We start from the raw sequence: 22,107 nt of genomic DNA, 5'->3' as shown, positions 1-22,107 counted from the left end.
AATACCTGCGACTGGAGTTAAACCAGTTAGGTTAGTGTCATGCCCGACACACAAAGAAAGGCGCGGCAATAAAATAAGCCTTATTACCACGCCTAAATTATTCTATATATACTGCAAAATCATATTCACCATTGTTTCCAGATAACTTTTATCATCCTTAAACAATACATGATTCTTTTGGAATTCACCTTTCTCAAATGGATTCTTCAACCAAAACAAGAGGTGGAAACCTGCAACCCTTCATCGAGGAATTCAAGTCATAAGTTCCCACAGATTACACAGATGGGGCTTGATTCATATCGAGAAGAATTCATTGTTTTTCTGATTTTACAAATCTATCCCACAAAACGGAAAGATTTGTAAAATCCATGGGAAACATTCCACTACTTCCAGCAATAAGCTATTCCTCGCTTCTCGCACTCTCCTCGCAGAGCGGCGAGTAAGTAGCTGCGCTCGCTTACCCAACCACGAACATTACGCTCGTGATCCACGGTCTGCTTTAATTGTTCATCGCTGTATGCGGCAAAGCGGGCTGCATACTCTGAAATTCTGGACTCGGCATAGCCAGAACAAACAGTTGAAGACTCGGCATTAGTTGCCATTGCATTCTCATTCTTTAAATCTGAATTTGGATTCATAAAGATAATTATTTTAAGTTGTTAAACACTTACGCATCCTTTTACCACCGTGGTTATCTCTATGTGAAACTCGGTTGGTGTGCCACAACTGGGCAACTCTTGATGCTTGATTTCGACTGCAAAAGTAAATCTTTATTTTGAAACCACCAATTTTTTACGGGATTATTTTTTCAGAAAATTCCCCTTCTTTTTAAGAAGAAGATTTACCAAGGGAGAACTTGATATGGTTAAACTTTCGCATATTTACATTATAATAGTATTATAATAATACCGAGCCCACTTTAAAAAGTCGAAAATCATATTTTTGCCTTTGTAACTTATTGATAATCAATATCTGATTTTCGTAAAATTGACTTTTTAAAGTGGGCTCAATCAATAAGGCTTAGAGTGGTCAACTAAAATCGTTAAACCACACCCTTTCCCGAACATCAATGATGACTAAGGAAGGAAGCAACAGATGCTGTTGCTTCGTTAATCTTTCAGCGAATAGGTGACAGTAGTCACAACCCTTACCTTTTTAATATAAGGAGTATTCGAGTCGCGGTCGTCGATGGAGAACTGTCCCTGGTCTGCATTCATAATCTTGTCGATCTTACTCTTGCTGTTCTTGGCAAACTGCTCGGCGGTCTGCTCAGCATTCTCTATCGCCTCCTGCATCATCTTGGGCTTCATCTTGCGGAAAGCCACAAACTCATATTTCACAGGATTGTCGTAACCTCCATCCACTATGGCTATGCCCTTCTGGAGCAATTCCCCCTGACGGGCAATAAGACTGCGGATAAGCTTCACATTATTCGACGTGACGGTGATGATGGAAGTAATATTGTAACGATAAGGATTCTTGTTTTCTCCATATCGCTCGGCATTCAGGTCGATCACCACAGGAGCATTGACATTGATCTCTTCTGCCTTCACGCCATTAGCCAACAGGAACTGGCGTATGGTACTCGTCGTATGGTTGATGGTCTGATACAACTGGGGCAGGTCATTGCCTATCTCCTTCGACAGGATAGGCCATGTCACCTTGTCGGCTTCCACCTCCTTTTCTGCCAAACCCTTAACCACTACTTTGCGGTCCTTACCTGCCAGACCCTCCAAACCCGACTTGATACAAAATCCAAGCGCAATGATGCCGATGGCTAAGATTGCTGCTTGCTTGATACCTGCATTGACATTCATGTTTTCTTTGTTATTAAGTTTTACTTACTGTTTCCTAAAGCCTCAAGAAGCTGCGACAGTTTTTGAGGCACTCACTTTATTTTCACAAAATTACACAAAACAACTGATATCCAGGTATTATTATGTGTTATAATAATCTAAAATCTGCATTTTAGATGAAAACCATCAGAAAAAACAGCAGTAACCGCCTACTATATCGATTATTCTGTGTAACTTTGCAAAAGGAATTCTAAACACTAAGAAAATGAATCAAAAAGAAATATTCGACAATATCATGAGCCGTACTTCCGTGCGAAACTTTCTCGACCAACCTGTTGAGTCGGAGAAAGTAGAGATGCTGTTGCATGCAGCCATGGCAGCACCCTCGGCTTGTAACAAACAGCCCTGGCACTTTGCTGTGATAGACGACAGGAAGTTACTCGATCAGATTCCTCATTTCAGTCCATATGCCAGCATGGCAAAGGAAGCTCCGCTTGCCATTGTTGTCTGTGGCGACTTAAACAAAACCCTTGAAGGTACGGAACAGGAGTTCTGGATCCAGGACTGTTCTGCAGCTACAGAGAACCTCCTCCTGATGGTAAATGCCCTCGATCTGGGTGCTGTATGGACCGCCCTCTACCCTCTTGAGGAACGTTACAGGGGAATGCAAGAGCTGTTGGCACTGCCCAGCAACTTGATACCGCTGAACACCATCGTTATCGGTTATCCCAAGAAGAAAACGACAGCCAAAGACAAATGGGACGAAGCGAATATCTCGCTGAACGGATACAACCATCAGCCCAAATCATTTCTATAAGAATCTTACAACATTACGTCAGAAAGAATAATTATCACACAGACATGAAAAGAAAAAACATTAAGCATTGGGGGCTCTTCATAACCCTGCAACTCATCACTTTAAGTCTCTTTGCACAGGGGCCTAACAACACGGGTACTTATTATCAGAGTGCTAACGGAAAGAAAGGCAAAGCGCTGAAAACTGCGATGTTTTATATTATTAAGACGCATACTCAATTGTCATATGATGGGCTTTGGATAGCTTTCAGAACAACTGACAAGCGAGAAGACGGAAAGGTATGGGATATGTACTCTGACAAGACCAACTATGTTTTCGGAAGTTCTGCACAGGGAGCTAATTACAAAAGAGAAGGCGATTCTTACAACCGTGAACATTCTTTTCCTAAAAGTTGGTTTGGTGGTAAAACAAAACCCATGTACACCGACCTTGTACACCTTGTGCCAACCGACGGATATGTAAACAATCGCAGGGGCAACCTTCCTTTCGGAGAAACAAATGGCAATACATACAAGTCAAACAATTCCTTCAGCAAAGTAGGTTCTTGCACCTATCCTGGCTATACAGGTAATGTCTTTGAGCCCAACGATATGTATAAAGGAGACTTCGCCCGCATTTACTTCTATATGGCAACAGCTTACGAAGACAAGATTGCAAATTGGAATGCTGGAGAATTCGCACCTATCGCCTCACACGATTCCTACAAACCTTACAAGGACTGGCAAATGAAGATGCTGATGGAATGGTCGAAGAAAGACCCAGTAAGCCAAAAGGAAACAAACCGCAACAAGGGCATCCAAGAGAAGCAAAACAACCGCAACCCCTTCGTCGACTATCCTGGCCTGGAGGAATATATCTGGGGAAGCATGCAGAACGTAGCCTTCTCGTACGACAACTACCAGGGCGTGGCGAGCATTCCTTTCATCGAGTTCGAGGCAGAGCCCATTTATCCTAAGGGCTGATATAACCTGAATGGTCAGAAAGTGGGAGAAGAATGTCCTACACAGAAAGGCATCTACATCCACAACGGAAAGAAAATGGTAGTAGAATAATAAAGGTTTGTGCAAAATAACCTAAAACTTTTTAGGTGAATAGCACATAAATAAAAAAATATATGTAACTTTGGAGGCGATTTCAGAACATTCAATCAAAATTCAAATGGAAAAACATAATTTTGTGACGATTGCAGACCTGTCGAAGGAGAAGATAGAATACCTCCTGCAGATGGCGCAAGAGTTCGAAAAGCATCCCAACAGGGAACTGTTGAAGGGAAAGGTTGTTGCAACCCTTTTCTTCGAACCATCCACCCGTACACAACTTAGTTTTCAAACTGCAGCCAACCGCCTCGGTGCCCGTGTCATAGGCTTCTCTGATGCCAAGACATCAAGTACCACCAAGGGCGAGACTCTGAAGGACACCATCCTCATGGTGAGCAACTATGCCGACATCATTGCCATGCGCCACTACATAGAGGGAGCTGCACAGTATGCCAGTGAGGTGGCACCAGTGCCTATTGTCAATGCTGGAGACGGAGCCCACATGCATCCATCACAGTGCCTGCTTGACCTCTACTCCATCTACAAGACACAGGGAACACTCGAGAATCTGAATATCTATCTCGTGGGCGACTTGAAATATGGAAGAACAGTACACTCGCTCATCACTGCCATGCGCCACTTCAACCCTACCTTCCACTTCATCGCACCAAAGGAGCTGGCCATGCCACAAGAGTACAAACTCTACTGCGACCATCATGGAATCAAATATGTGGAGCACGAAGACTTCAACGAAGACGTGATAGCAGGTGCCGACATCCTCTATATGACACGCGTCCAGAAGGAACGCTTCAGCGACCTGATGGAATACGAGCGCGTAAAGAACGTGTATATTCTGAAACGCAGTATGCTCGCCAAGGCCAAGGAGAACATGAAGATCATGCACCCACTGCCACGTGTCAACGAGATAGCATACGATGTGGATGACGACCCACACGCTTACTACATACAGCAGGCACAGAACGGACTCTATGCACGAGAGGCCATCTTCTGCCATTGCCTCGGCATCACGCTCGACGACATCAAGAACGACAAGACTATTATTGAATAATGTTTAGAGTTTAATTATGGGAAACAATAAGAATCAACTTGTGGTTGCCGCTATCGAGAACGGAACCGTTATCGACCATATACCAGCCGAAAAGACCTATCAGGTAGTCAACCTCCTGCAATTAGAGAAAATGGAGACACCTGTCACCATCGGCTACAACCTCCCTTCCAAGAAAATCGGCAAGAAGGGCATCATCAAAGTTGCCAACAAATTCTTTACCGACGAAGAGATTAACCGTCTCTCGGTAGTAGCTCCAAACATCGGTCTGAGTATTATCAAGGACTACGAAATCGTTGAAAAGAAGACAGTGAAGACTCCTGATACACTGAAGGGAATCGTGAAATGCAACAACCCCAAGTGCATCACCAACAACGAGCCTATGGCTACAGTCTTCCACACCGTGGATGCCGCATTGGGCATAATACGCTGTCACTACTGTGACAAGGAGCAGCAACTCGGAAAGGTAGAACTTTGCAAATAACATAAAACAGGCTTCTGACATAACAGTTAGAAGCCTGTTTTTGTATAAAAACGACAAAAAGTAAGCAAATAGACTCAAAATAGCTTTTATTATTTGGCTATTACAACTATATTGCTTATTTTTGCAGTACAAATCTAAAATATAAGCTGAATCAAGCATAAAACGACTAATAATATAGAGATTCAATGGAAAAAGACCAAGAGATTTTCGACTTGATCGAAAGAGAACATCAGCGTCAGCTGAAAGGTATGGAGCTGATTGCTTCCGAGAACTTTGTGAGTGAAGAGGTAATGAACGCTATGGGTTCTTACCTTACCAACAAGTATGCTGAGGGACTCCCTGGCAAACGTTACTATGGCGGTTGCCAAGTGGTAGATATCGTAGAGAACCTTGCCATCGAGCGCGTAAAGAAAGTCTTCGGTGCAGAGTATGCCAATGTTCAGCCTCACTCTGGAGCACAGGCCAATGCTGCCGTACTGCTCGCTGTGCTGAAGCCCGGCGACACATTCATGGGACTGAACCTTGACCACGGTGGACACCTTTCACATGGCAGCCACGTCAATACATCTGGTATCCTCTATCGCCCTATCGGCTACAACCTCAACAAGGAAACTGGTCGTGTAGACTATGACGAGATGGAGAAGTTGGCTCTCGAAAACAAACCTAAGTTGATTATCGGTGGCGGCAGCGCCTATAGCCGTGAGTGGGATTATGCCCGCATGCGCAAGATTGCCGACGAGGTGGGTGCCTTGTTAATGATCGACATGGCTCACCCTGCAGGTCTTATCGCAGCAGGATTGCTCGACAACCCATTGAAATATGCACACATCGTAACTTCTACCACACACAAGACTCTCCGTGGTCCTCGTGGAGGTATCATTCTCATGGGTAAGGACTTCGACAATCCTTGGGGCTATACCACCAAGAAGGGCGAGGTAAAGAAAATGAGTATGTTGCTCAACTCTGCCGTATTCCCAGGTCAGCAGGGTGGTCCATTGGAGCACGTTATCGCTGCCAAGGCTGTAGCCTTCAACGAGAACCTCCAGCCTTCATGGAAAGAATATGCCACACAGGTGAAGAAGAATGCTTCAGTATTGGCCGACGACCTCATCGGACGTGGTTTCGGAATCGTTAGTGGTGGTACCGACAACCACTCTATGCTGGTAGACCTGAGAAGCAAGTATCCTGACTTGACTGGTAAGGTGGCAGAGAATGCCCTTGTTGCTGCTGATATCACTGTCAACAAGAACATGGTACCATTCGACACTCGCTCTGCCTTCCAGACAAGTGGTATCCGCCTGGGTACTGCAGCCATGACAACCCGTGGCGCCAAAGAGGATATGATGCACCTCATTGCCGAGCTCATCGAAGAGGTTCTGAATGCTCCTGAGGACGAGAAGGTAATTGCTCGTGTACGCGAGAAGGTAAATGCAACCATGAAGGACTATCCTCTGTTTGCATACTAATCAAAGAATCAAATATACTGAAAGATAAAAAAGTTGCGAGATTACTCTCGCAACTTTTTTTATTTGCTTTTTATAAAATGAGTGCCGGTACCTGCACGAACTTATACTCCCCAAGAACGTAAGTACCTTCGTTGGGCAACGAAGCCTATTGCGTTGGGCAACGAAGCCTATTGCGTTGGGCAACAAAGCCCATTGCGTTGGGCAACGAAGCCTATTGCGTTTCTACACACAGGCCAATGTATTTTATCACACTCCGAATTACTGTACAATCTTGAAGCGGATACGCAAGGAATGAGATGCCTCGTCCCAATTGGTACCGAGCATCACAAACTTACCTATCTGTGCCGTAGAGCGTACATGCTTACCTATGCAAGGACACACATCGTAATCGCCTATACGCACCAGACGCAAAGTCTCGCTGGCATCCTCTGGCAATCGGTCGAGCTTCACATCAGCAGGAATATGGTCGCGATCAACAAACTCATAGGTCACTGGCATATCAAGCGCTATCAACCGATTCATCTCGGTTTCTATCGCCTTCTCTTCCTGACGCGAAGGTTTGTGGTCAACGACAAAGGTCATCTTGCTTTTCTTTCGCTCAATATGAGCATTGCGACTGCGCTCGCATGAGAACATACGAACCATCAACTGATTGAGCAGATGCTCTGCCGTATGAGCAGGAGGAAACTCTTCCTTGTGATGCTCATTCAAAATAAACTCACTCTCTTCCATCTTGACATTGAATTTATAGATTCTTACTCCATAAGGCTCAACAGCCACTGGGAAACGTCCGTCTTTCTTAAGTTCTACCTTCTTCTTGTCACCTGTCCAGAGTTCTGTAGCCATCACCTCTTCCTCTGTGATATGGAAGAAGTCGAAGGCATGAGCCGGAATGGTAACACCCAACAGGCATGACTCTGCCGAGAAGTTGAGTACCACCAAGAGCACTTCCTCATCCTTCTTGCGGAGAAAGGCGAACTGAGAACGAGGGTCGAAATGCTCGGAAATGGCATTGACATACATGAGGTCGAAAGTATCTCCCTCACGGATGGCACGTTCCTCATTGGCAAGTCTGAGCATCTTGCGATACTGCACGGCAAGCTCCTTCTGCTCTGCTGTACACCATTCCTTATGAGGTGTGGCAGGCTTGCGGCCTCTTGGCTTCGAGGCAACGAGCGTGTCGTAGGCATGCGACAAGGTCACGGGCGACCAATAGTCGAAGATGGTCGTTCTGCCATCTACCCCACTGAATCCCTCTTTGTCCATTCCCTTTTCTCCGAACTCCTGTCCGCTATAGACCATAAAAGGATTCTTCTGGAAGAAAAGACTCATGGCTGCTGCCGGCAGCGCCTTGCGTGCATCACCACAGAAGTAATCGCTGGCAATACGCTGCTCGTCATGATTCTCTAAGAAATAGAGCATATGCTCACGTATATCGTCGACCACCTGCCATTCGTGGGTGATACTGGCAGCAGGACGTTCTCCACGGATTACAGCACGCAGACAGTCATACATACCCACCTTGTCATAGAGGTAATCAAAACCAGCCTTCACGTAGTTGCGATACTGGTTGGGATCGTACACCTCACCTATGACAATCACTTCCGGGTAACGGGCTTTCAGTATCTGAGTGGCATACGACCAGAAGGCGCAAGGCACCATCTCAGCCATGTCACAACGGAATCCGTCGACACCCTTGCTTGCCCAGAACAACAAGATGTCAGTCATCTTGCCCCAGGTACTGGGCACTGGCTCATAGTGATAGCTGCGGCCGCCGGCATCACAATAATCCACTCCATAGTTGAGTTTCACCGTCTCATACCAGTCGTTTCTACCCGGATGGTTGTCAAAGCGGTCGTTGCCTGTTGCCTTGGCTGGACTCTCATGATAGGGTTCGTATATCTTGGCTTCTTTGGAAGAGAAAGCCTTGAACTCGGGTTTGGAGCAACGAACATCGTTCAGGTCCAGATCACCCCAAGTATAATAGAAATTATTGCGCGTAGAGAAGTGCATGTTCTTGTCATCATCTTCTCCAAGATCTCGTACACCTGCTGGTTTGCGAATGGAATGATACTCACGAGCCACATGATTGGGCACAAAGTCCATGATGACCTTCATACCAGCCTTGTGAGTGCGCTCGATAAGACTCTCCCATTCCGTCATTCTCATGCTGACATTCTCTGCCAGATCAGGATCGACGTCATAATAGTCGGTAATGGCATAAGGTGAACCAGCCTTTCCTTTCACCACCTCGGCATGCTGTACAGGAATGCCGAAAGAAGAGTAATCGGTCTGTGTGGCATGGCGAATAACTCCCGTATACCAAATATGAGTAAAGCCCATATCATGGATACGGGCTAATACTGCGTCATTGAAGTTGTTAAGTTTTCCACATCCATTCTCATCTATCGTACCATTTTCCTTACGGGTAATATTGGCATTGCGGAAAAGACGTGGAAGAACTTGATAAATAACGACTTTTTCTTTCATCTCGCGGCTATGACCTGATATTAAGCAATACCGTGAGAAGCTACTGTCTTATCGATACGACCAATCATGCCCTGCAAAGCCTTGCCAGGACCACACTCGGTAAAGTCATCAGCACCATCAGCAATCATTGCCTGAACAGAAGAAGTCCAACGAACAGAGCTGGTAAGCTGGGCAATGAGGTTCTGCTGAATCTCAGCAGGATCGGTATGAGGCTTGCCGTCTACATTCTGGTAAACAGGACACTTAGGAGCCGAGAAAGTTGTTTTCTCGATAGCAGCCTGAAGCTCGTCCTTGGCAGGCTGCATCAATGGAGAGTGGAAAGCGCCACCTACCTTCAAAGGCAGAGCTCGCTTGGCACCAGCAGCCTTCAACTTCTCGCAGGCAACATTGATAGCGTCTACATTACCTGAAATAACAAGCTGACCAGGACAGTTGTAGTTGGCAGCAACTACCACATTACCTTCAGTGCTTACCTCTGCACAGACCTCCTCTACCTTCTCATCTGGCAAACCGATGATAGCAGCCATGGTACCGGGATTGGCCTCGCAAGCTTTCTGCATGGCATTAGCACGAGCAGCAACCAACTTCAAACCATCCTCAAAAGCCATAGCACCTGCAGCAACGAGGGCAGAGAACTCACCCAGAGAGTGACCTGCCACCATAGCAGGCTGGAACTCATCACCCAAGCAGAGGGCTGAGATAACAGAATGGAGGAACACGGCAGGCTGAGTAACCTTGGTCTCCTTCAACTGGTCGTCGGTACCAGCAAACATAATATCAGTAATCTTGAAACCGAGAATCTCATCGGCCTTATCAAAGAGTTCTTTTGCCAAAGAATTGTTGTCATAAAGGTCCTTACCCATTCCTACGAACTGAGAACCCTGACCTGGGAAAACAAATGCTTTCATTTCTTGTTTTATCTATTTAGTTTGTTACAAATGTTACGATGATAATATCCTGCAAAATGCTGAATAATAATCGGGTGCAAAGATACAATAAAAAAATGACACTTAAAAGAGAAAAAACAAAAAAATCCCAAATGCCTGAGGGCAGATGGGATTTTTATATTAATATGCTTTACAGTGCGAAAAAATATCGTACTAAAAAGTCGGTGAGATTACTCAGCTGCAGGAGCCTCCTCCTCAGCAGGAGCAGCCTCAACAGCAGGAGCCTCCTCTACTGCAGGAGCAGCAACAGGAGCATTTTCTGCTACAACGATAACAGGAACCTTGATTTCAACCTCCTTGTGGAAGTGAACAGTTGCCTCGTACTCACCAATCTTCTTGGCATCCTTCATAGTGATGATCTTACGATCTACCTCGATACCCTTCTTTGCGAGCTCCTCAGCTACAGTAGCGGCGTTAACAGAACCATAAAGCTGACCTGTTGCGCTCACCTTAGCAGCAATAGTAAGAACTACGTCATTGAGAGCCTCACCCTTCTTAACAGCCTCAGCCTTGATAGCCTCGAGCTTGTGAGCCTGCTGCTTCAAATCCTCAGCCAACTGCTTTTTAGCAGATGCAGAAGCGATAACAGCCTTACCTGTAGGAATGAGGAAGTTACGACCGTAACCACTCTTTACATTCACGATATCGTTCTTGTATCCAAGACCGATAATATCTTGCTTAAGTATAATTTCCATTAATCTTTTCCTCCTTAAATTACTTCATCAAATCGGTTACGTAAGGAAGCAAAGCGATCTGGCGAGCACGCTTAACAGCCTGTGCTACACGGCGCTGATACTTCAAAGATGTACCTGTGATACGACGTGGAAGAATCTTACCCTGCTCGTTCAAGAATCTCTTCAAGAACTCTGGATCCTTATAGTCGATATACTTAATACCGCTCTTCTTGAAACGGCAATACTTCTTCTTCTTTGTATCGATAGAAGGAGCGGTCAAATAACGGATTTCTGATTTCTGATCTGCCATGATTAAGCCTCCTCTTTTTTACCAAGCTTAGCACGACGCTTCTCGGCGTACTGTGCTGCATACTTTTCAAGTTTAACAGTCATGTAACGAATAACTTTCTCGTCGCGGCGATAGCCAGTCTCGAGCTTGTTAATCAAAGTTGGTTCAGCCTTGAACTCAATCAAGTTGTAGAAGCCTGATGTCTTCTTCTCAATGTTGTAAGCCAACTTCTTCAAACCCCAAGCCTCTTCATTCAAAATCTCAGCACCGTTATCGGTGAGCAGCTTCTTGAACTTAGCGACCGTTTCCTTCATCTGTTCATCAGACAAAACGGGAGTCAAAATGAAAACGGTTTCGTATTGATTCATACTACTTTTGATAATTAAAATGTTATTAAATAAATTGTTGCACCCACAGATTCCGTGTCTAAAAAACACCTCTTCCACGAAATGCGGTGCAAAATTACTACTTTTTATTCAAATAACCAAATATTTTTTGTACTTTTGCCGAAAATATTTAATTCATTGGTTATTATATCATAAAAAGAGGACTGAAATAATGAAAACAAACAAAATCAAGCAACTTTTGCCTGCACTTTTATCCATGGGTATGACATTTATCGTACTGGGGGTACTCATGCTTGCTGCCAGTTTCGTCTTTGGTATCAAAAACAACATCCTGCTGTTCGCCGGACTCTTTTTCATTGTCGCAGGAACAGCAGGATATGTATATTCGCTCAAGCAAAAGCCTTAGCTTAGTGACAGAGAAATTACTTATTCCTCGTTAGGAGTAATCAGCTTATAACCCTTACCATGGATGTTGATAATCTCAATCTGTGGATCATCTTTCAGGTGCTTGCGCAACTTGGTGATATATACATCCATAGAGCGAGCATTGAAGTAGTTGTCGTCTATCCAGATAGTCTTCAGGGCAAAGTCACGCTGCAGAATCTCATTGGCATGAGAACAGAGCAATGCCAACAGTTCATTCTCCTTGGTGGTCAACTTAGTCTGCTTCTCACCTGCAGAAAGCAACTGCTTCTGGGTATCGAAAGTAAACTTACCAATGTGGTACAGAGTTGACTCCTTATTCTTCTTACCACGTACTCGACGAAGGATAGCCTCTACACGGAGCACCAACTCTTCCATAGAGAAAGGCTTAGTGATATAATCATCGGCACCAATCTTGAAACCTTCGAGGATATCTTCCTTCAGTGTCTTGGCTGTCAAGAAGATGATTGGAATATCGGCATTAGCCTGACGAATCTCCTGTGCCAAGGTGAAGCCGTCCTTCTTTGGCATCATCACGTCGAGCACGGCAATATCAAACTTGCCTTTGGTAAACTCTCTGTAACCAGCCTCACCATCGGGGCACAAAGTTGTATCATATCCCTTTGCCAATAAATACTCGCGAAGCAACATACCCAAGTTCTCATCGTCCTCGCAAAGCAAAATCTTAATTGTCTCTTCCATAATCTTATAGCTTTAATATTAATATTCTGTTTATTTTATCAATCATGAATCACATTATTTTATCAATCATGAATCACAGGCAGCTTGATAGTAAAGGTTGTTCCCTTTCCATACTCGCTATCCACCTTGATCTCACCATCATGAAGATCTACTATCTTCTTTACATAAGCCAGACCCAGACCGAAGCCCTTCACATCGTGGACATTACCTGTATGAACACGGTAGAACTTATCAAAAATCTTCTTCAGATTCTCTTTCTTCATACCCAAGCCCGTATCTGTGATGGAGAGATATAGATGCTGATCGTCGTTCCACGTCTTCATCGTGATATCGAGCGCCTCACCTGGTTTGCGATACTTCACAGCATTATCCATCAGGTTGAAGATTACATTTTGGAAATGTACCTCATCTACATAGATAGAGGAATCCACTGCCTCAATATCGGTATACACCTTTCCGCCCGTATGCTCTACACGCAATGAGAACGAATGGGCTATATTCTCCACCATCTCGTTAAGGTCAAGTTCCTTCTTCTTGAACACAGCCTTCTTGCGGTCGAACATACTCATCTGCAAAACCTTCTCTACCAGGAAGCGCAGTCGCTTTGACTCGTCATTGATGACCGTACCCAAGTGTTTCTGCATCTGCTCGCTCTTTGATACCGAAGAGTCGTTGAGCATTTGGGCAGCCAGACTGATGCTGGCTATAGGCGTCTTCAACTCATGTGTCATATTGTTGATAAAGTCGTTCTTTATCTCCGTATAACGCTTCTGTCGGAATAGTACCACAATGGTGAAGATGAAGGTGATCAGCAACACCAATGTAAAGATGATACTTGGTATCATGAAGCGCACACTCGAGAAGATATAACTGTTCATGTCAGGGAAATGCACCTTCACAACTCCCATCTTAGACTGTGGATCATTGCGGAACAGTACTTGCGAATAGCTGTATTCCTCACCCTCTTCTGAAAAGTCAGGACAACGATAAACCTCGCGTCCATCCTGTGTGCTCACCGTGAAATGATAAGGAATGTTGATACCATTATTCATCATTTCCGCCTTGAGGTCCTGGTCGAGCTGTTTGAAGTTGATGCGTTCCTTCAAAGGCTTGTCTGACGCCGAATAGAGAATGGAGTAAACCACTTCGTCGAGCAACGCCTTCTGGTAAACATATCTATTCTTGACAATCTCCTGCAATGACTTCTGGGTCTCGTGCAAGGAGTTCTTGTCGCTTCGCAGAATCATGGCCTTTGGCATCTGAGCAGGATTGGTAGCTATGGTCTTCAGCTCGAAAGAAGAATAGACAGTACCGTCCTTACCTGTCACCGAATACTGATGTGAATGCTGAACTGTGCCATCAAGCTGCCCGCTCCTTGTACCCACAGAGTCTTTCCGAGTGGCTCTGCGCTCAGTCTCATTGACGTCTTTCTCCAAATAGCGCAACGTCTCGTTCAACTCCAAGTTTCTTGAAGCTTGATACAGGGCTCTGTTGACCGACTCGTCAAACTGTTCTTTCTTCATATTCACCATCTCCTGAATATAACTCAGTTGAAGGAAAAGCAAAGCCAAGAACGAAAAGCCCATGATGATGGCAATAGTCCAAATTGTTTTCTTCTTCATGGCAGCAAAGATAGACAAATTTCTTAAACGATTAACAAATTGTCGTTAATTATTTATTCGTAATTTAATATTATTAACAATATCGATATTTGATAATTACTGATAAGCACTTATCTGAACCAACAAAAGTGCCTATCGTAATTACAGATGCTCTTTCGACAAGAAAGAACAAGAGGACATGCAACAATCCGCATGTCCTCTTTCTACTTATTATTTATTTTATCCACTAACTATTACTCAGCCTCTTTAGCCAATTCTGCCTCGTGTTCAGCTATCAGCTTGCCCTGAATATCATTAGGAACAAGCTCGTAACTTGCAAACTTGGTAGTGAAAGAAGCACGTCCGCCTGTGAGCGAACTCAGAGAGATAGAGTAGTTGGAAAGTTCCTTCAACGGAATCTTCGCACTCAACTTCTGATAACCAGCCTCGCTGTCCATACCCATGATAAGAGCACGGCGGCCCTGCAAGTCACTCATCACATCGCCCATGAAATCGGCAGGAACATAAACCTCCAAATCATAGATTGGCTCAAGAATCTTAGGACCGGCCTGCTTGAAAGCATCGCTGAAGGCATGACGGGCTGCCAGCATGAACGACAACTCATTACTGTCTACTGGATGCATCTTGCCATCATAAACGATAACTCTCACATCGCGGGCATAGCTGCCTGTCAGAGGACCGTGCTCGATACAGTCCATAATACCCTTGAGGATAGCAGGCATGAAACGTGCATCAATGGCACCACCTACCACAGAGTTGAGGAATACCAACTTACCACCCCACTCCAATGAAACTTCCTCGCGACTCTTGATGTTCATCTTGAACTCCTGTCCGTTGAAGGTAAATGAGGTTGGATCAGGCATACCCTCTGCATATGGCTCCACTATCAGGTGAACCTCACCAAACTGTCCGGCACCTCCACTCTGTTTCTTATGTCGATACTCGGCACGAGCCTTCTTGGTAATGGTCTCACGATAAGGAATACGAGGCTCACCGAAGACAATGTTCAACTTCTCATTGTTCTCCAAGCGCCACTTCAATGTACGCAAGTGGAACTCGCCCTGACCATGCACGATCACCTGGCGCAACTCCTTACTCTGCTCCACTACCCATGTAGGATCCTCCTGGCGCATCTTCAAGAGAGCAGCCATCAGTTTCTCTGTATCCTGAGCATTGACAGCCTTTACGGCACGGGAGTACTTGGAGTTAGGATACTTGATGAAGTCGAAACGCCACTCTGTATCCTTGCCATTCAGCGTATTGCCAGTCTTCACGTCCTTCAACTTCACGGTACAACCGATATCACCCGCCTCGAGTTTGTCGACAGGAACACGATTGGCTCCCGCACAAGCATACAGCTGTCCGATACGCTCCTTGCTTCCACGGTCAGCATTTGTCAGGTCATCACCCGACTTCACCGTACCACTCATTACCTTAAAGTAGCTTACCTCACCGATATGTGGCTCCATACCTGTCTTGAAGAAGTAAACGCTTTCAGGACCAGCAGCATCAGGAGTAATCTCCTCACCACGGGTATTGTGCAACTTTGGCATCTCGCTGACGAAAGGCACCACATTGCCCAAGAATTCCATCAAGCGGCGCACACCCATATCTTTTCCTGCACAAACGCAGAACACTGGGAAGATGCTGCGGGTTACCAATCCCTTACGGATGCCCTCGCGCAACTCGTCTTCGGTAAGACTCTCGCTCTCGAAGAATTTCTCCATCAAGCCCTCATCATTCTCGGCAGCAGCCTCAACGAGGGCCTTGTGCAACTCCATGGCCTTGTCCATCTCCTCTTCAGGAATCTCCTCAATGACAGGAGCACCACCTTCTGGCTTCCAGGAATATTTCTTCATCAATAGCACGTCAATGAGAGCATTGAAGCCAGAACCGGTCTCGATAGGATACTGTATCTGTACACACTTAGAACCATAGATTTCGTGCATGGTAGCCACGATATTATCGAAGTCACATTTGTCAGAATCAAGCTGATTGACAAGGAAGATGACAGGCTTGCCCAACTTCTCTGTGTAGCGGAAGTTATTCTGTGTACCTACCTCAGGACCATACTGACCATTGATAAGAATCACAGCCTGATCGGTAACATTGAGCGAAGTAATAGCACCTCCCACGAAGTCATCACTTCCTGGACAGTCTATGATATTAAGCTTCTTGTTGTTCCATTCTACATGAAAAACAGTTGGGAATACCGAATAGCCGTATTCCAACTCAACTGGGAAGTAGTCACTCACCGTATTCTTCGCTTCTACAGAGCCTCTACGCTTGATAATGCCTGCTTCGAATAACATACTTTCGGCAAGTGTAGTCTTGCCGCTACCCGCACTGCCCAACAATGCGATGTTTTTGATCTCATTTGTCTGATATACTCTCATGACGCTATAGATTTAATAAGGGTTATACATTAAGTTGTCAAAAGGGCGAAGTAGTTTCTTCTCCGCTTTATGGCTACTAAGATAGTGAATTTTTCCCAAAAAACAAAAAGTTTAGCACGCAAAACTCACTTCTTTTAAAACATATTAGTAATTTTGCACCAAATTAAAGCAAAAAAACTGGCTTACACCTTATTATATATAGAAAACAATGGCTGGACTTTACATACACATTCCCTTCTGCGAGAGCCGCTGCATCTACTGCGGTTTTTACAGCACCACATCCCTGAAGATGAGAGAGGCATACGTGGACGCTCTCTGCAAGGAAATGGCAATGAGAACCGTCGACCGTGCCCTGGGCGAACCTGCACAGATAGAAACCATCTACTTAGGAGGAGGGACACCCAGTCAGCTCACCAGTCAGCAACTCTTGCAAATTTTCGAAGGCATCAGCCAGCATTATGACTCCTGCATGGGTAGAGACATGGAAGTAACCATGGAGTGCAATCCCGACGACATCACCCCTTCTCTTTGCCATACTCTCAGCCAGTTGCCCGTCAACCGTATCAGCATGGGAGCCCAGACTTTCTCGGATGAGCGCCTTCGCTTTTTGCACAGAAGACACAATGCCCGAGAGGTAGAGAATGCCATACATTTGCTGCGGGAAGCCGGCATCGGCAACATCAGTATTGACCTGATGTTTGGATTCCCCAACGAAACCATTCAGGAATGGCAACAGGACATCGAGCACGCCATCTCGCTGAACGCCGAACACCTATCGGCATACAGCCTGATGTATGAGGAAGGCACAACCCTGTACCGCTTGCTGCAGCAAGAGAAGATAAAGGAAACCGACGAGGACACCTACCTGCGAATGTACGAGATGCTTATCGACAAAATGACCGCTGCCGGATATGAGCACTACGAGATAAGCAACTTTGCAAAACCAGGATTCCGCTCACGCCACAACAGCAGTTACTGGCATGAAGTGCCCTACATCGGACTGGGAGCTGCTGCCCACTCATACAGACGCAAGCCTGAGGTGATGAGGAGTTGGAATGAAGCCGACATCCACAAATACATCCAGACCATAACAGAAGGAAGAACAGAGCAGGAACATGAAATTCTAAATAAGGAGACAAGATACAATGACCTGATAACAACAGCTTTGCGCACTATCGACGGCATTACACTCGAAGATATAAAAAAAGAGTTCGGCGACTCTTTCTACCAAACCCTGATGACTGAAGCTGACAAGCACATAGCCCGCCAGCTGATGGTAATAAAAGATGGACATCTGGCGCTTACCCGTAAAGGACTCTACATCTCAGACGACATCATGAGCGACTTCATGTTGGTGTGAACCCCTACCGTTCTTTGAAAGAACAGCCTACGGGTTAGCCCAGCCATGCCTTGAAGTTCTCCAAACTGCCCTGCTGCAGATACATCGAATAGTAATATTCCTTGATGCGTTCGACAACCTGAGCGGTAGACTTCTTCTTGCTGATGTAAGGCTTTACCATCTGCATCAAGGCAAACAGCACTGACACTATCACCACCATGATAAGCCACGACAGGATTTCACTCCCCAGCCTGATGTAAGGCTGAACAAGGATACCGATGCCAAAGGGCAGGATAAAGCACAACCAGTCCAAGGGAGAATTGAGCTGGGTCGACTCCACATACTCATCCCTCAGTTCCTTGGGTGCATTCAGTATGAGTTGCTTTTGATGCTGCTCCCAAAATTGATTGAATTCAGTTTCTTTGTTTTTTTTCTCCATCATCGTTGTTGTATACAATTTATATATTAAAGATGCTCAGCTGCGTCACATTCTCCATTTCGGTTTTCTTTATTGCAAATTTATCACAAATTAGTGAGTTCTCAAAGCTTTTTTCTCTTGTTTTACTGCTTTTTAACCGCATTTAACCTCCATTGCCCAGTTACAATGCCTGTTGCAGAATATCATTGGCATTCGCCACTCGCTCTGCCGCAGGAGGCTGCACGTCTTTCAGAGGATAATCGATACCTAATTTCTCGTACTTATAAACTCCTAATGTATGATAAGGAAGCACCTCTATACGCTCTATGTTATGAAGCGTAGACAGGAAATCGCGCAACCTGACAAGATACTCATCCTTATCCGTAATACCAGGAATGAGCACATGTCTGATCCATACAGGTTTGTCTATCTCACTCAGATATCGGGCACAATCCAGAATATTGGCGTTACTATGACGCGTCAGTTTGCGATGCTCCTCATCATCTATGTGCTTGATATCAAGCAGCACCGTATCGGTAAGTTCCATCAGACGCTCAAACTTCTCGAAGAAAGGTGCCTTACGAGTAAATAGCTGAGCCGATGTGTCCAAGCAGGTTCCTATGCCTCGCTGTTTGGCCTTCTCGAAAAGCTCCAGCAAGAAGTCTATCTGCAACAGGGCCTCACCTCCACTAACGGTAATGCCTCCATTGTCGCCCCAATATGCACGAAAGCGCTCAGCCTGATCGAGCAACTCGTCAGCCGTACGCTCCTCACCTATTCCTGTCTTCCAGGAATCGGGGTTATGACAGAACTGACAGCGCATAGGACACCCCTGCAGGAATATCAAAAACCTGATGCCAGGACCGTCTACCGAGCCAAAACTTTCCACACTATGTACGAAACCTTTTGTCATATCTTTTCTATTTTATGCAAAGTTAGTACTTTATTTCCATTTATACAACTTTTATGCAGCAATTTTATAATTTTTAGGATATTTATCGTATACTCAACTATCGATAGTACGAACATGAGAAACAAGAAAAAAAACAGCACAAAAGCTTTTGCATATATATTCAAAAACCTACACCACTTAACTGCGAAAAAATAATTTCCCAGTTGGGAAAAAATATTTTTCCAGTTGGGCGGATTCTGTTTCCCAGTTAGAAAAGGATTTTTAGGCTATTATTGCATAAAAATACAGCATAAACATGCGCTTTAAATCTGTGGTCTGACGATTTCAAATGACCACTTCTTGCATGAATAATGCCTGCACTTTCTTATGTTCGGAAATCAGAGAAAAAGAAAGCCCAGACTCTCAGAGCCTGGGCTATATAGATGATTTCTTTTACAAAAAACTTCTAATTAGAGTTTCTCGTGAGCCTGACGGGCAATCACGTCAAGCTGCTGTTCACGAGTCAGGTCGATGAACTTGACTGCATAACCGCTCACACGGATTGTGAAGTTCTGATACTCTTCCTTCTCTGGATGTTCCATGGCATCCATCAACTTGTCTACGCCAAATACGTTGACATTCAGGTGATGAGCACCCTGGTTAAAGTAACCATCCATCACGCCAACCAAAGTCTGGGCACGCTCCTCGTCGTTATGACCGAGAGCACCAGGACTGATGGTCTGAGTATTGGAAATACCATCAAGAGCATACTCGTAAGGCAACTTAGCCACAGAGTTGAGCGAAGCCAACAGGCCGTTCTTCTCGGCACCATAAGATGGGTTGGCACCAGGTGCCAAAGGAGCTCCAGCAGGACGACCATCAGGCATGTTGCTGGTAAACTTACCGTAAACCACGTTGGACGTGATGGTAAGGATAGAGGTAGTAGGCTCAGAATCACGATAAGTATGATACTTCTTGATCATGTTCATGAAGGTCTTCAGAAGCCATACTGCAATCTCGTCGGCACGCTCATCATCGTTACCATAACGTGGGAAGTCGCCCTCGGTCTTGAAGCTGAGTGGGAAGCCCGTCTCATCACGAATAATATTCACCTTAGCATACTTGATGGCTGAGATAGAGTCTACCACATGACTGAAACCCGCAATACCTGTTGCAAATGTACGACGGACGTCAGTATCGATGAGCGCCATCTCGGCTGCCTCGTAGAAGTACTTATCGTGCATGTAGTGGATCAGGTTCAAAGTCTTCACATAAACAGAAGCCAACCAGTCCATCATGTCCATAAAGCGAGGCATGAACTCTTCGTAAGTAAGTACATCGCCCTCTACGGCACGGAATTTAGGACCACACTGCTCACGGGTCTTGGAATCAACGCCACCAGAAACAGCATAGGTCAAGCACTTGGCCAAGTTGGCACGAGCACCGAAGAACTGCATCTCCTTACCGGTCTGTGTGGCAGACACACAGCAGCAGATGCTATAATCGTCACCCCATACAGGGCGCATTACATCGTCATTTTCGTACTGGATAGAACTTGTCTTCACAGAAATCAAAGAAGCATAGTGCTTGAAGCCCTTAGGCAAACGAGAACTGTACAATACAGTCAGGTTAGGCTCTGGCGAAGGACCCATATTCTCCAATGTGTGAAGGAAACGGAAGTCGTTCTTGGTAACCATAGAACGGCCATCCTGGCCAATACCACCCACCTCAAGTGTAGCCCATACTGGGTCACCAGAGAAGAGCTGGTTATAAGAAGGAATACGGGCGAACTTCACCATACGGAACTTCATCACCAGATGGTCGATCAGCTCCTGCGCATCAGCCTCAGTAAGAGTTCCCTCCTTGAAATCGCGCTCGAAGTAGATGTCGAGGAAGGTAGAGATACGACCTACCGACATGGCAGCACCATTCTGGGTCTTCACAGCACCGAGGTAGCCGAAGTAGAGCCACTGCACAGCCTCACGTGCATTCTGAGCAGGCTGGCTGATATCAAAACCATAGCTGGCAGCCATCTCCTTCAAGCCCTTGAGAGCCTTGATCTGCATAGAAACTTCCTCACGAAGACGAATCACCTCGTCGATCATCTCATGGTCACCCATGTTGGCAAGGTCGTTCTGCTTCTCCTGAATCAGGAAGTCGATACCATAAAGAGCCACACGACGATAGTCACCTACGATACGGCCACGGCCGTATGTGTCAGGCAGACCAGTAAGAATATGATTGTGGCGAACGAGCTTCATCTCGGGAGTGTAAGCATCGAAGACACCATCATTGTGAGTCTTGCAATATTTGTGGAAGATCTCGTGCAGTTTCTCTGATGGCTCATAGCCGTATGTAGTACAAGCCTGCTCTGCCATCTTGATACCACCGTAAGGCATAAAGGCACGCTTCAGAGGCTTGTCGGTCTGCAGACCTACCACCTTCTCCAAGTCCTTGGTACCCTCGCCGATATAAGCAGCACCATATGCTGTCAATCCAGATACTACCTCGGTCTCCATATCCAGCACGCCACCCTTGGCACGCTCCTCTTTCTGGAGTTCCTTCAACATTCCCCAAAGGGTGTCTGTTGCTTGGGTAGGTTCTGCCAAGAACGACTCATCGCCGTCGTAGCTGGTGTAGTTGTTCTGAATGAAGTCACGCAAGTTGACTTCCGTTTGCCACTTGTTTCCTTTGAAACCTCTCCATTCTTTTCTCATAATCGGTAAATATTTAATAAATTAACAAATAAACAAAAAAAGCCCGGTCACAAAAGTGCCCGGGTTTATATCCAACAAGTCGCAAAGCCGCCTTGCATGAAGCCTCTAACGGTACGCTTATTGAACTTTTGTTTTATCATTCTTTCTTCTTATCCTTTATATTGTGATTAATACTATTTTTTATC

Annotated in this window: 20 protein-coding genes and 1 riboswitch; of the genes, 7 read left to right on the top strand and 13 right to left on the bottom strand. The window is 45.4% G+C overall.

Annotation, left to right across the window (positions count from 1 at the left end; genetic code table 11):
- Nucleotides 1-383: 383 nt before the first annotated feature.
- Both F7D20_RS02525 and F7D20_RS02520 read right to left on the bottom strand, forming a co-directional pair.
- Nucleotides 384-638, bottom strand: a complete 255-nt coding sequence (locus F7D20_RS02525; RefSeq protein ID WP_158462716.1) for a hypothetical protein — start codon at nucleotides 636-638, stop codon at nucleotides 384-386.
- Nucleotides 638-749: riboswitch (SAM-I-IV-variant riboswitch) on the bottom strand. Its footprint overlaps the gene before it by 1 nt.
- Nucleotides 750-1,109: 360 nt before the next feature.
- On the bottom strand, nucleotides 1,110-1,817 hold the full coding sequence (locus F7D20_RS02520) for an SIMPL domain-containing protein (RefSeq protein WP_022253088.1): 708 nt from the start codon (nucleotides 1,815-1,817) through the stop codon (nucleotides 1,110-1,112).
- 244 nt (nucleotides 1,818-2,061) lie between these two features.
- Here F7D20_RS02520 and F7D20_RS02515 point away from each other — a divergent pair, with 244 nt between their 5' ends.
- The 5 genes from F7D20_RS02515 to glyA all read left to right on the top strand — a co-directional run bounded on the left by F7D20_RS02515 (nucleotide 2,062) and on the right by glyA (nucleotide 6,666).
- Nucleotides 2,062-2,613 (top strand): nitroreductase family protein, encoded by a 552-nt coding sequence (locus tag F7D20_RS02515; protein ID WP_158462715.1) that lies wholly within the window; start codon nucleotides 2,062-2,064, stop codon nucleotides 2,611-2,613.
- A gap of 44 nt (nucleotides 2,614-2,657) precedes the next feature.
- Nucleotides 2,658-3,575 carry an HNH endonuclease signature motif containing protein gene (locus F7D20_RS02510; protein ID WP_158462714.1) on the top strand — a complete coding sequence of 306 codons (918 nt, stop codon included), beginning with the start codon at nucleotides 2,658-2,660 and terminating at the stop codon, nucleotides 3,573-3,575.
- Nucleotides 3,576-3,771: 196 nt separating this feature from the next.
- Nucleotides 3,772-4,719 (top strand): aspartate carbamoyltransferase, encoded by a 948-nt coding sequence (gene pyrB / locus F7D20_RS02505; RefSeq protein WP_158462713.1) that lies wholly within the window; start codon nucleotides 3,772-3,774, stop codon nucleotides 4,717-4,719.
- 16 nt (nucleotides 4,720-4,735) lie between these two features.
- Nucleotides 4,736-5,200 carry an aspartate carbamoyltransferase regulatory subunit gene (pyrI, locus tag F7D20_RS02500; protein WP_158462712.1) on the top strand — a complete coding sequence of 155 codons (465 nt, stop codon included), beginning with the start codon at nucleotides 4,736-4,738 and terminating at the stop codon, nucleotides 5,198-5,200.
- Between the two features lie 185 nt (nucleotides 5,201-5,385).
- Nucleotides 5,386-6,666 carry a serine hydroxymethyltransferase gene (gene glyA / locus F7D20_RS02495; protein WP_022253082.1) on the top strand — a complete coding sequence of 427 codons (1,281 nt, stop codon included), beginning with the start codon at nucleotides 5,386-5,388 and terminating at the stop codon, nucleotides 6,664-6,666.
- 258 nt (nucleotides 6,667-6,924) lie between these two features.
- Here glyA and F7D20_RS02490 read toward each other — a convergent pair whose 3' ends face one another.
- The 5 genes from F7D20_RS02490 to rpsF all read right to left on the bottom strand — a co-directional run bounded on the left by F7D20_RS02490 (nucleotide 6,925) and on the right by rpsF (nucleotide 11,434).
- Complete coding sequence (locus F7D20_RS02490) at nucleotides 6,925-9,156, bottom strand: alpha-amylase family glycosyl hydrolase (protein ID WP_158462711.1); 2,232 nt, start codon at nucleotides 9,154-9,156, stop codon at nucleotides 6,925-6,927.
- Nucleotides 9,157-9,176: 20 nt separating this feature from the next.
- Nucleotides 9,177-10,064 carry an ACP S-malonyltransferase gene (fabD, locus tag F7D20_RS02485; RefSeq protein WP_158462710.1) on the bottom strand — a complete coding sequence of 296 codons (888 nt, stop codon included), beginning with the start codon at nucleotides 10,062-10,064 and terminating at the stop codon, nucleotides 9,177-9,179.
- A gap of 209 nt (nucleotides 10,065-10,273) precedes the next feature.
- Nucleotides 10,274-10,798 (bottom strand): 50S ribosomal protein L9, encoded by a 525-nt coding sequence (rplI, locus tag F7D20_RS02480; RefSeq protein WP_158462709.1) that lies wholly within the window; start codon nucleotides 10,796-10,798, stop codon nucleotides 10,274-10,276.
- A gap of 19 nt (nucleotides 10,799-10,817) precedes the next feature.
- On the bottom strand, nucleotides 10,818-11,087 hold the full coding sequence (gene rpsR / locus F7D20_RS02475; protein WP_158462708.1) for a 30S ribosomal protein S18: 270 nt from the start codon (nucleotides 11,085-11,087) through the stop codon (nucleotides 10,818-10,820).
- A gap of 2 nt (nucleotides 11,088-11,089) precedes the next feature.
- Nucleotides 11,090-11,434, bottom strand: coding sequence for a 30S ribosomal protein S6 (gene rpsF, locus F7D20_RS02470; RefSeq protein ID WP_022251931.1), 345 nt, complete (start codon nucleotides 11,432-11,434; stop codon nucleotides 11,090-11,092).
- A gap of 190 nt (nucleotides 11,435-11,624) precedes the next feature.
- On the opposite strand from rpsF, the gene F7D20_RS02465 reads away from it, so the two are divergent.
- On the top strand, nucleotides 11,625-11,819 hold the full coding sequence (locus F7D20_RS02465) for a hypothetical protein (protein ID WP_158462707.1): 195 nt from the start codon (nucleotides 11,625-11,627) through the stop codon (nucleotides 11,817-11,819).
- 20 nt (nucleotides 11,820-11,839) lie between these two features.
- On the opposite strand, the gene rprY is transcribed toward F7D20_RS02465, so the two are convergent.
- From rprY to F7D20_RS02450, 3 genes are all read right to left on the bottom strand, one after another.
- Nucleotides 11,840-12,538 (bottom strand): response regulator transcription factor RprY, encoded by a 699-nt coding sequence (gene rprY / locus F7D20_RS02460; RefSeq protein WP_158462706.1) that lies wholly within the window; start codon nucleotides 12,536-12,538, stop codon nucleotides 11,840-11,842.
- Nucleotides 12,539-12,600: 62 nt separating this feature from the next.
- Nucleotides 12,601-14,160 (bottom strand): sensor histidine kinase, encoded by a 1,560-nt coding sequence (locus F7D20_RS02455; protein ID WP_158462705.1) that lies wholly within the window; start codon nucleotides 14,158-14,160, stop codon nucleotides 12,601-12,603.
- 233 nt (nucleotides 14,161-14,393) lie between these two features.
- A complete protein-coding gene (locus tag F7D20_RS02450) occupies nucleotides 14,394-16,556 on the bottom strand; it encodes an elongation factor G (protein WP_158462704.1) in 2,163 nt (720 codons plus the stop codon).
- 208 nt (nucleotides 16,557-16,764) lie between these two features.
- Here F7D20_RS02450 and hemW point away from each other — a divergent pair, with 208 nt between their 5' ends.
- Complete coding sequence (gene hemW / locus F7D20_RS02445; RefSeq protein WP_158462703.1) at nucleotides 16,765-17,916, top strand: radical SAM family heme chaperone HemW; 1,152 nt, start codon at nucleotides 16,765-16,767, stop codon at nucleotides 17,914-17,916.
- 34 nt (nucleotides 17,917-17,950) lie between these two features.
- Here the strand turns inward: hemW and F7D20_RS02440 are convergent, their stop codons facing one another.
- The 3 genes from F7D20_RS02440 to pflB form a co-directional block, all read right to left on the bottom strand.
- Nucleotides 17,951-18,337: a hypothetical protein gene (locus F7D20_RS02440; RefSeq protein ID WP_158462702.1), complete on the bottom strand. Its 387-nt coding sequence runs from the start codon at nucleotides 18,335-18,337 to the stop codon at nucleotides 17,951-17,953.
- Nucleotides 18,338-18,494: 157 nt separating this feature from the next.
- Nucleotides 18,495-19,226, bottom strand: coding sequence for a pyruvate formate-lyase-activating protein (pflA, locus tag F7D20_RS02435; RefSeq protein ID WP_158462701.1), 732 nt, complete (start codon nucleotides 19,224-19,226; stop codon nucleotides 18,495-18,497).
- 449 nt (nucleotides 19,227-19,675) lie between these two features.
- The gene (gene pflB / locus F7D20_RS02430; protein WP_158462700.1) at nucleotides 19,676-21,922 is read right to left on the bottom strand and encodes a formate C-acetyltransferase; all 2,247 of its coding nucleotides are present in this window, start codon (nucleotides 21,920-21,922) and stop codon (nucleotides 19,676-19,678) included.
- Between the last annotated feature and the right edge of the window lie 185 nt (nucleotides 21,923-22,107).

The organism is Segatella copri (genome assembly GCF_009495355.1).
Taxonomy (GTDB): Bacteria; Bacteroidota; Bacteroidia; order Bacteroidales; family Bacteroidaceae; genus Prevotella.
The sequence above is the reverse complement of the archived record's forward strand: the minus strand, read 5'-3'. Positions and strand labels throughout refer to the sequence as shown.

Excerpts from the sequence above, each read along its gene's own strand:
- fabD (WP_158462710.1), bottom strand. The coding sequence starts at position 10,064 with ATGAAAGCATTTGTTTTCCCAGGTCAGGGTTCTCAGTTCGTAGGAATG.
- rprY (WP_158462706.1), bottom strand. The coding sequence starts at position 12,538 with ATGGAAGAGACAATTAAGATTTTGCTTTGCGAGGACGATGAGAACTTG.
- F7D20_RS02450 (WP_158462704.1), bottom strand. The coding sequence starts at position 16,556 with ATGAGAGTATATCAGACAAATGAGATCAAAAACATCGCATTGTTGGGC.
- F7D20_RS02510 (WP_158462714.1), top strand. The coding sequence starts at position 2,658 with ATGAAAAGAAAAAACATTAAGCATTGGGGGCTCTTCATAACCCTGCAA.
- rpsF (WP_022251931.1), bottom strand. The coding sequence starts at position 11,434 with ATGAATCAATACGAAACCGTTTTCATTTTGACTCCCGTTTTGTCTGAT.
- F7D20_RS02455 (WP_158462705.1), bottom strand. The coding sequence starts at position 14,160 with ATGAAGAAGAAAACAATTTGGACTATTGCCATCATCATGGGCTTTTCG.
- pyrI (WP_158462712.1), top strand. The coding sequence starts at position 4,736 with ATGGGAAACAATAAGAATCAACTTGTGGTTGCCGCTATCGAGAACGGA.
- pyrB (WP_158462713.1), top strand. The coding sequence starts at position 3,772 with ATGGAAAAACATAATTTTGTGACGATTGCAGACCTGTCGAAGGAGAAG.
- F7D20_RS02490 (WP_158462711.1), bottom strand. The coding sequence starts at position 9,156 with ATGAAAGAAAAAGTCGTTATTTATCAAGTTCTTCCACGTCTTTTCCGC.
- F7D20_RS02525 (WP_158462716.1), bottom strand. The coding sequence starts at position 638 with ATGAATCCAAATTCAGATTTAAAGAATGAGAATGCAATGGCAACTAAT.
- F7D20_RS02515 (WP_158462715.1), top strand. The coding sequence starts at position 2,062 with ATGAATCAAAAAGAAATATTCGACAATATCATGAGCCGTACTTCCGTG.
- hemW (WP_158462703.1), top strand. The coding sequence starts at position 16,765 with ATGGCTGGACTTTACATACACATTCCCTTCTGCGAGAGCCGCTGCATC.
- rplI (WP_158462709.1), bottom strand. The coding sequence starts at position 10,798 with ATGGAAATTATACTTAAGCAAGATATTATCGGTCTTGGATACAAGAAC.
- glyA (WP_022253082.1), top strand. The coding sequence starts at position 5,386 with ATGGAAAAAGACCAAGAGATTTTCGACTTGATCGAAAGAGAACATCAG.
- F7D20_RS02465 (WP_158462707.1), top strand. The coding sequence starts at position 11,625 with ATGAAAACAAACAAAATCAAGCAACTTTTGCCTGCACTTTTATCCATG.
- F7D20_RS02440 (WP_158462702.1), bottom strand. The coding sequence starts at position 18,337 with ATGATGGAGAAAAAAAACAAAGAAACTGAATTCAATCAATTTTGGGAG.
- pflB (WP_158462700.1), bottom strand. The coding sequence starts at position 21,922 with ATGAGAAAAGAATGGAGAGGTTTCAAAGGAAACAAGTGGCAAACGGAA.
- rpsR (WP_158462708.1), bottom strand. The coding sequence starts at position 11,087 with ATGGCAGATCAGAAATCAGAAATCCGTTATTTGACCGCTCCTTCTATC.
- pflA (WP_158462701.1), bottom strand. The coding sequence starts at position 19,226 with ATGACAAAAGGTTTCGTACATAGTGTGGAAAGTTTTGGCTCGGTAGAC.
- F7D20_RS02520 (WP_022253088.1), bottom strand. The coding sequence starts at position 1,817 with ATGAATGTCAATGCAGGTATCAAGCAAGCAGCAATCTTAGCCATCGGC.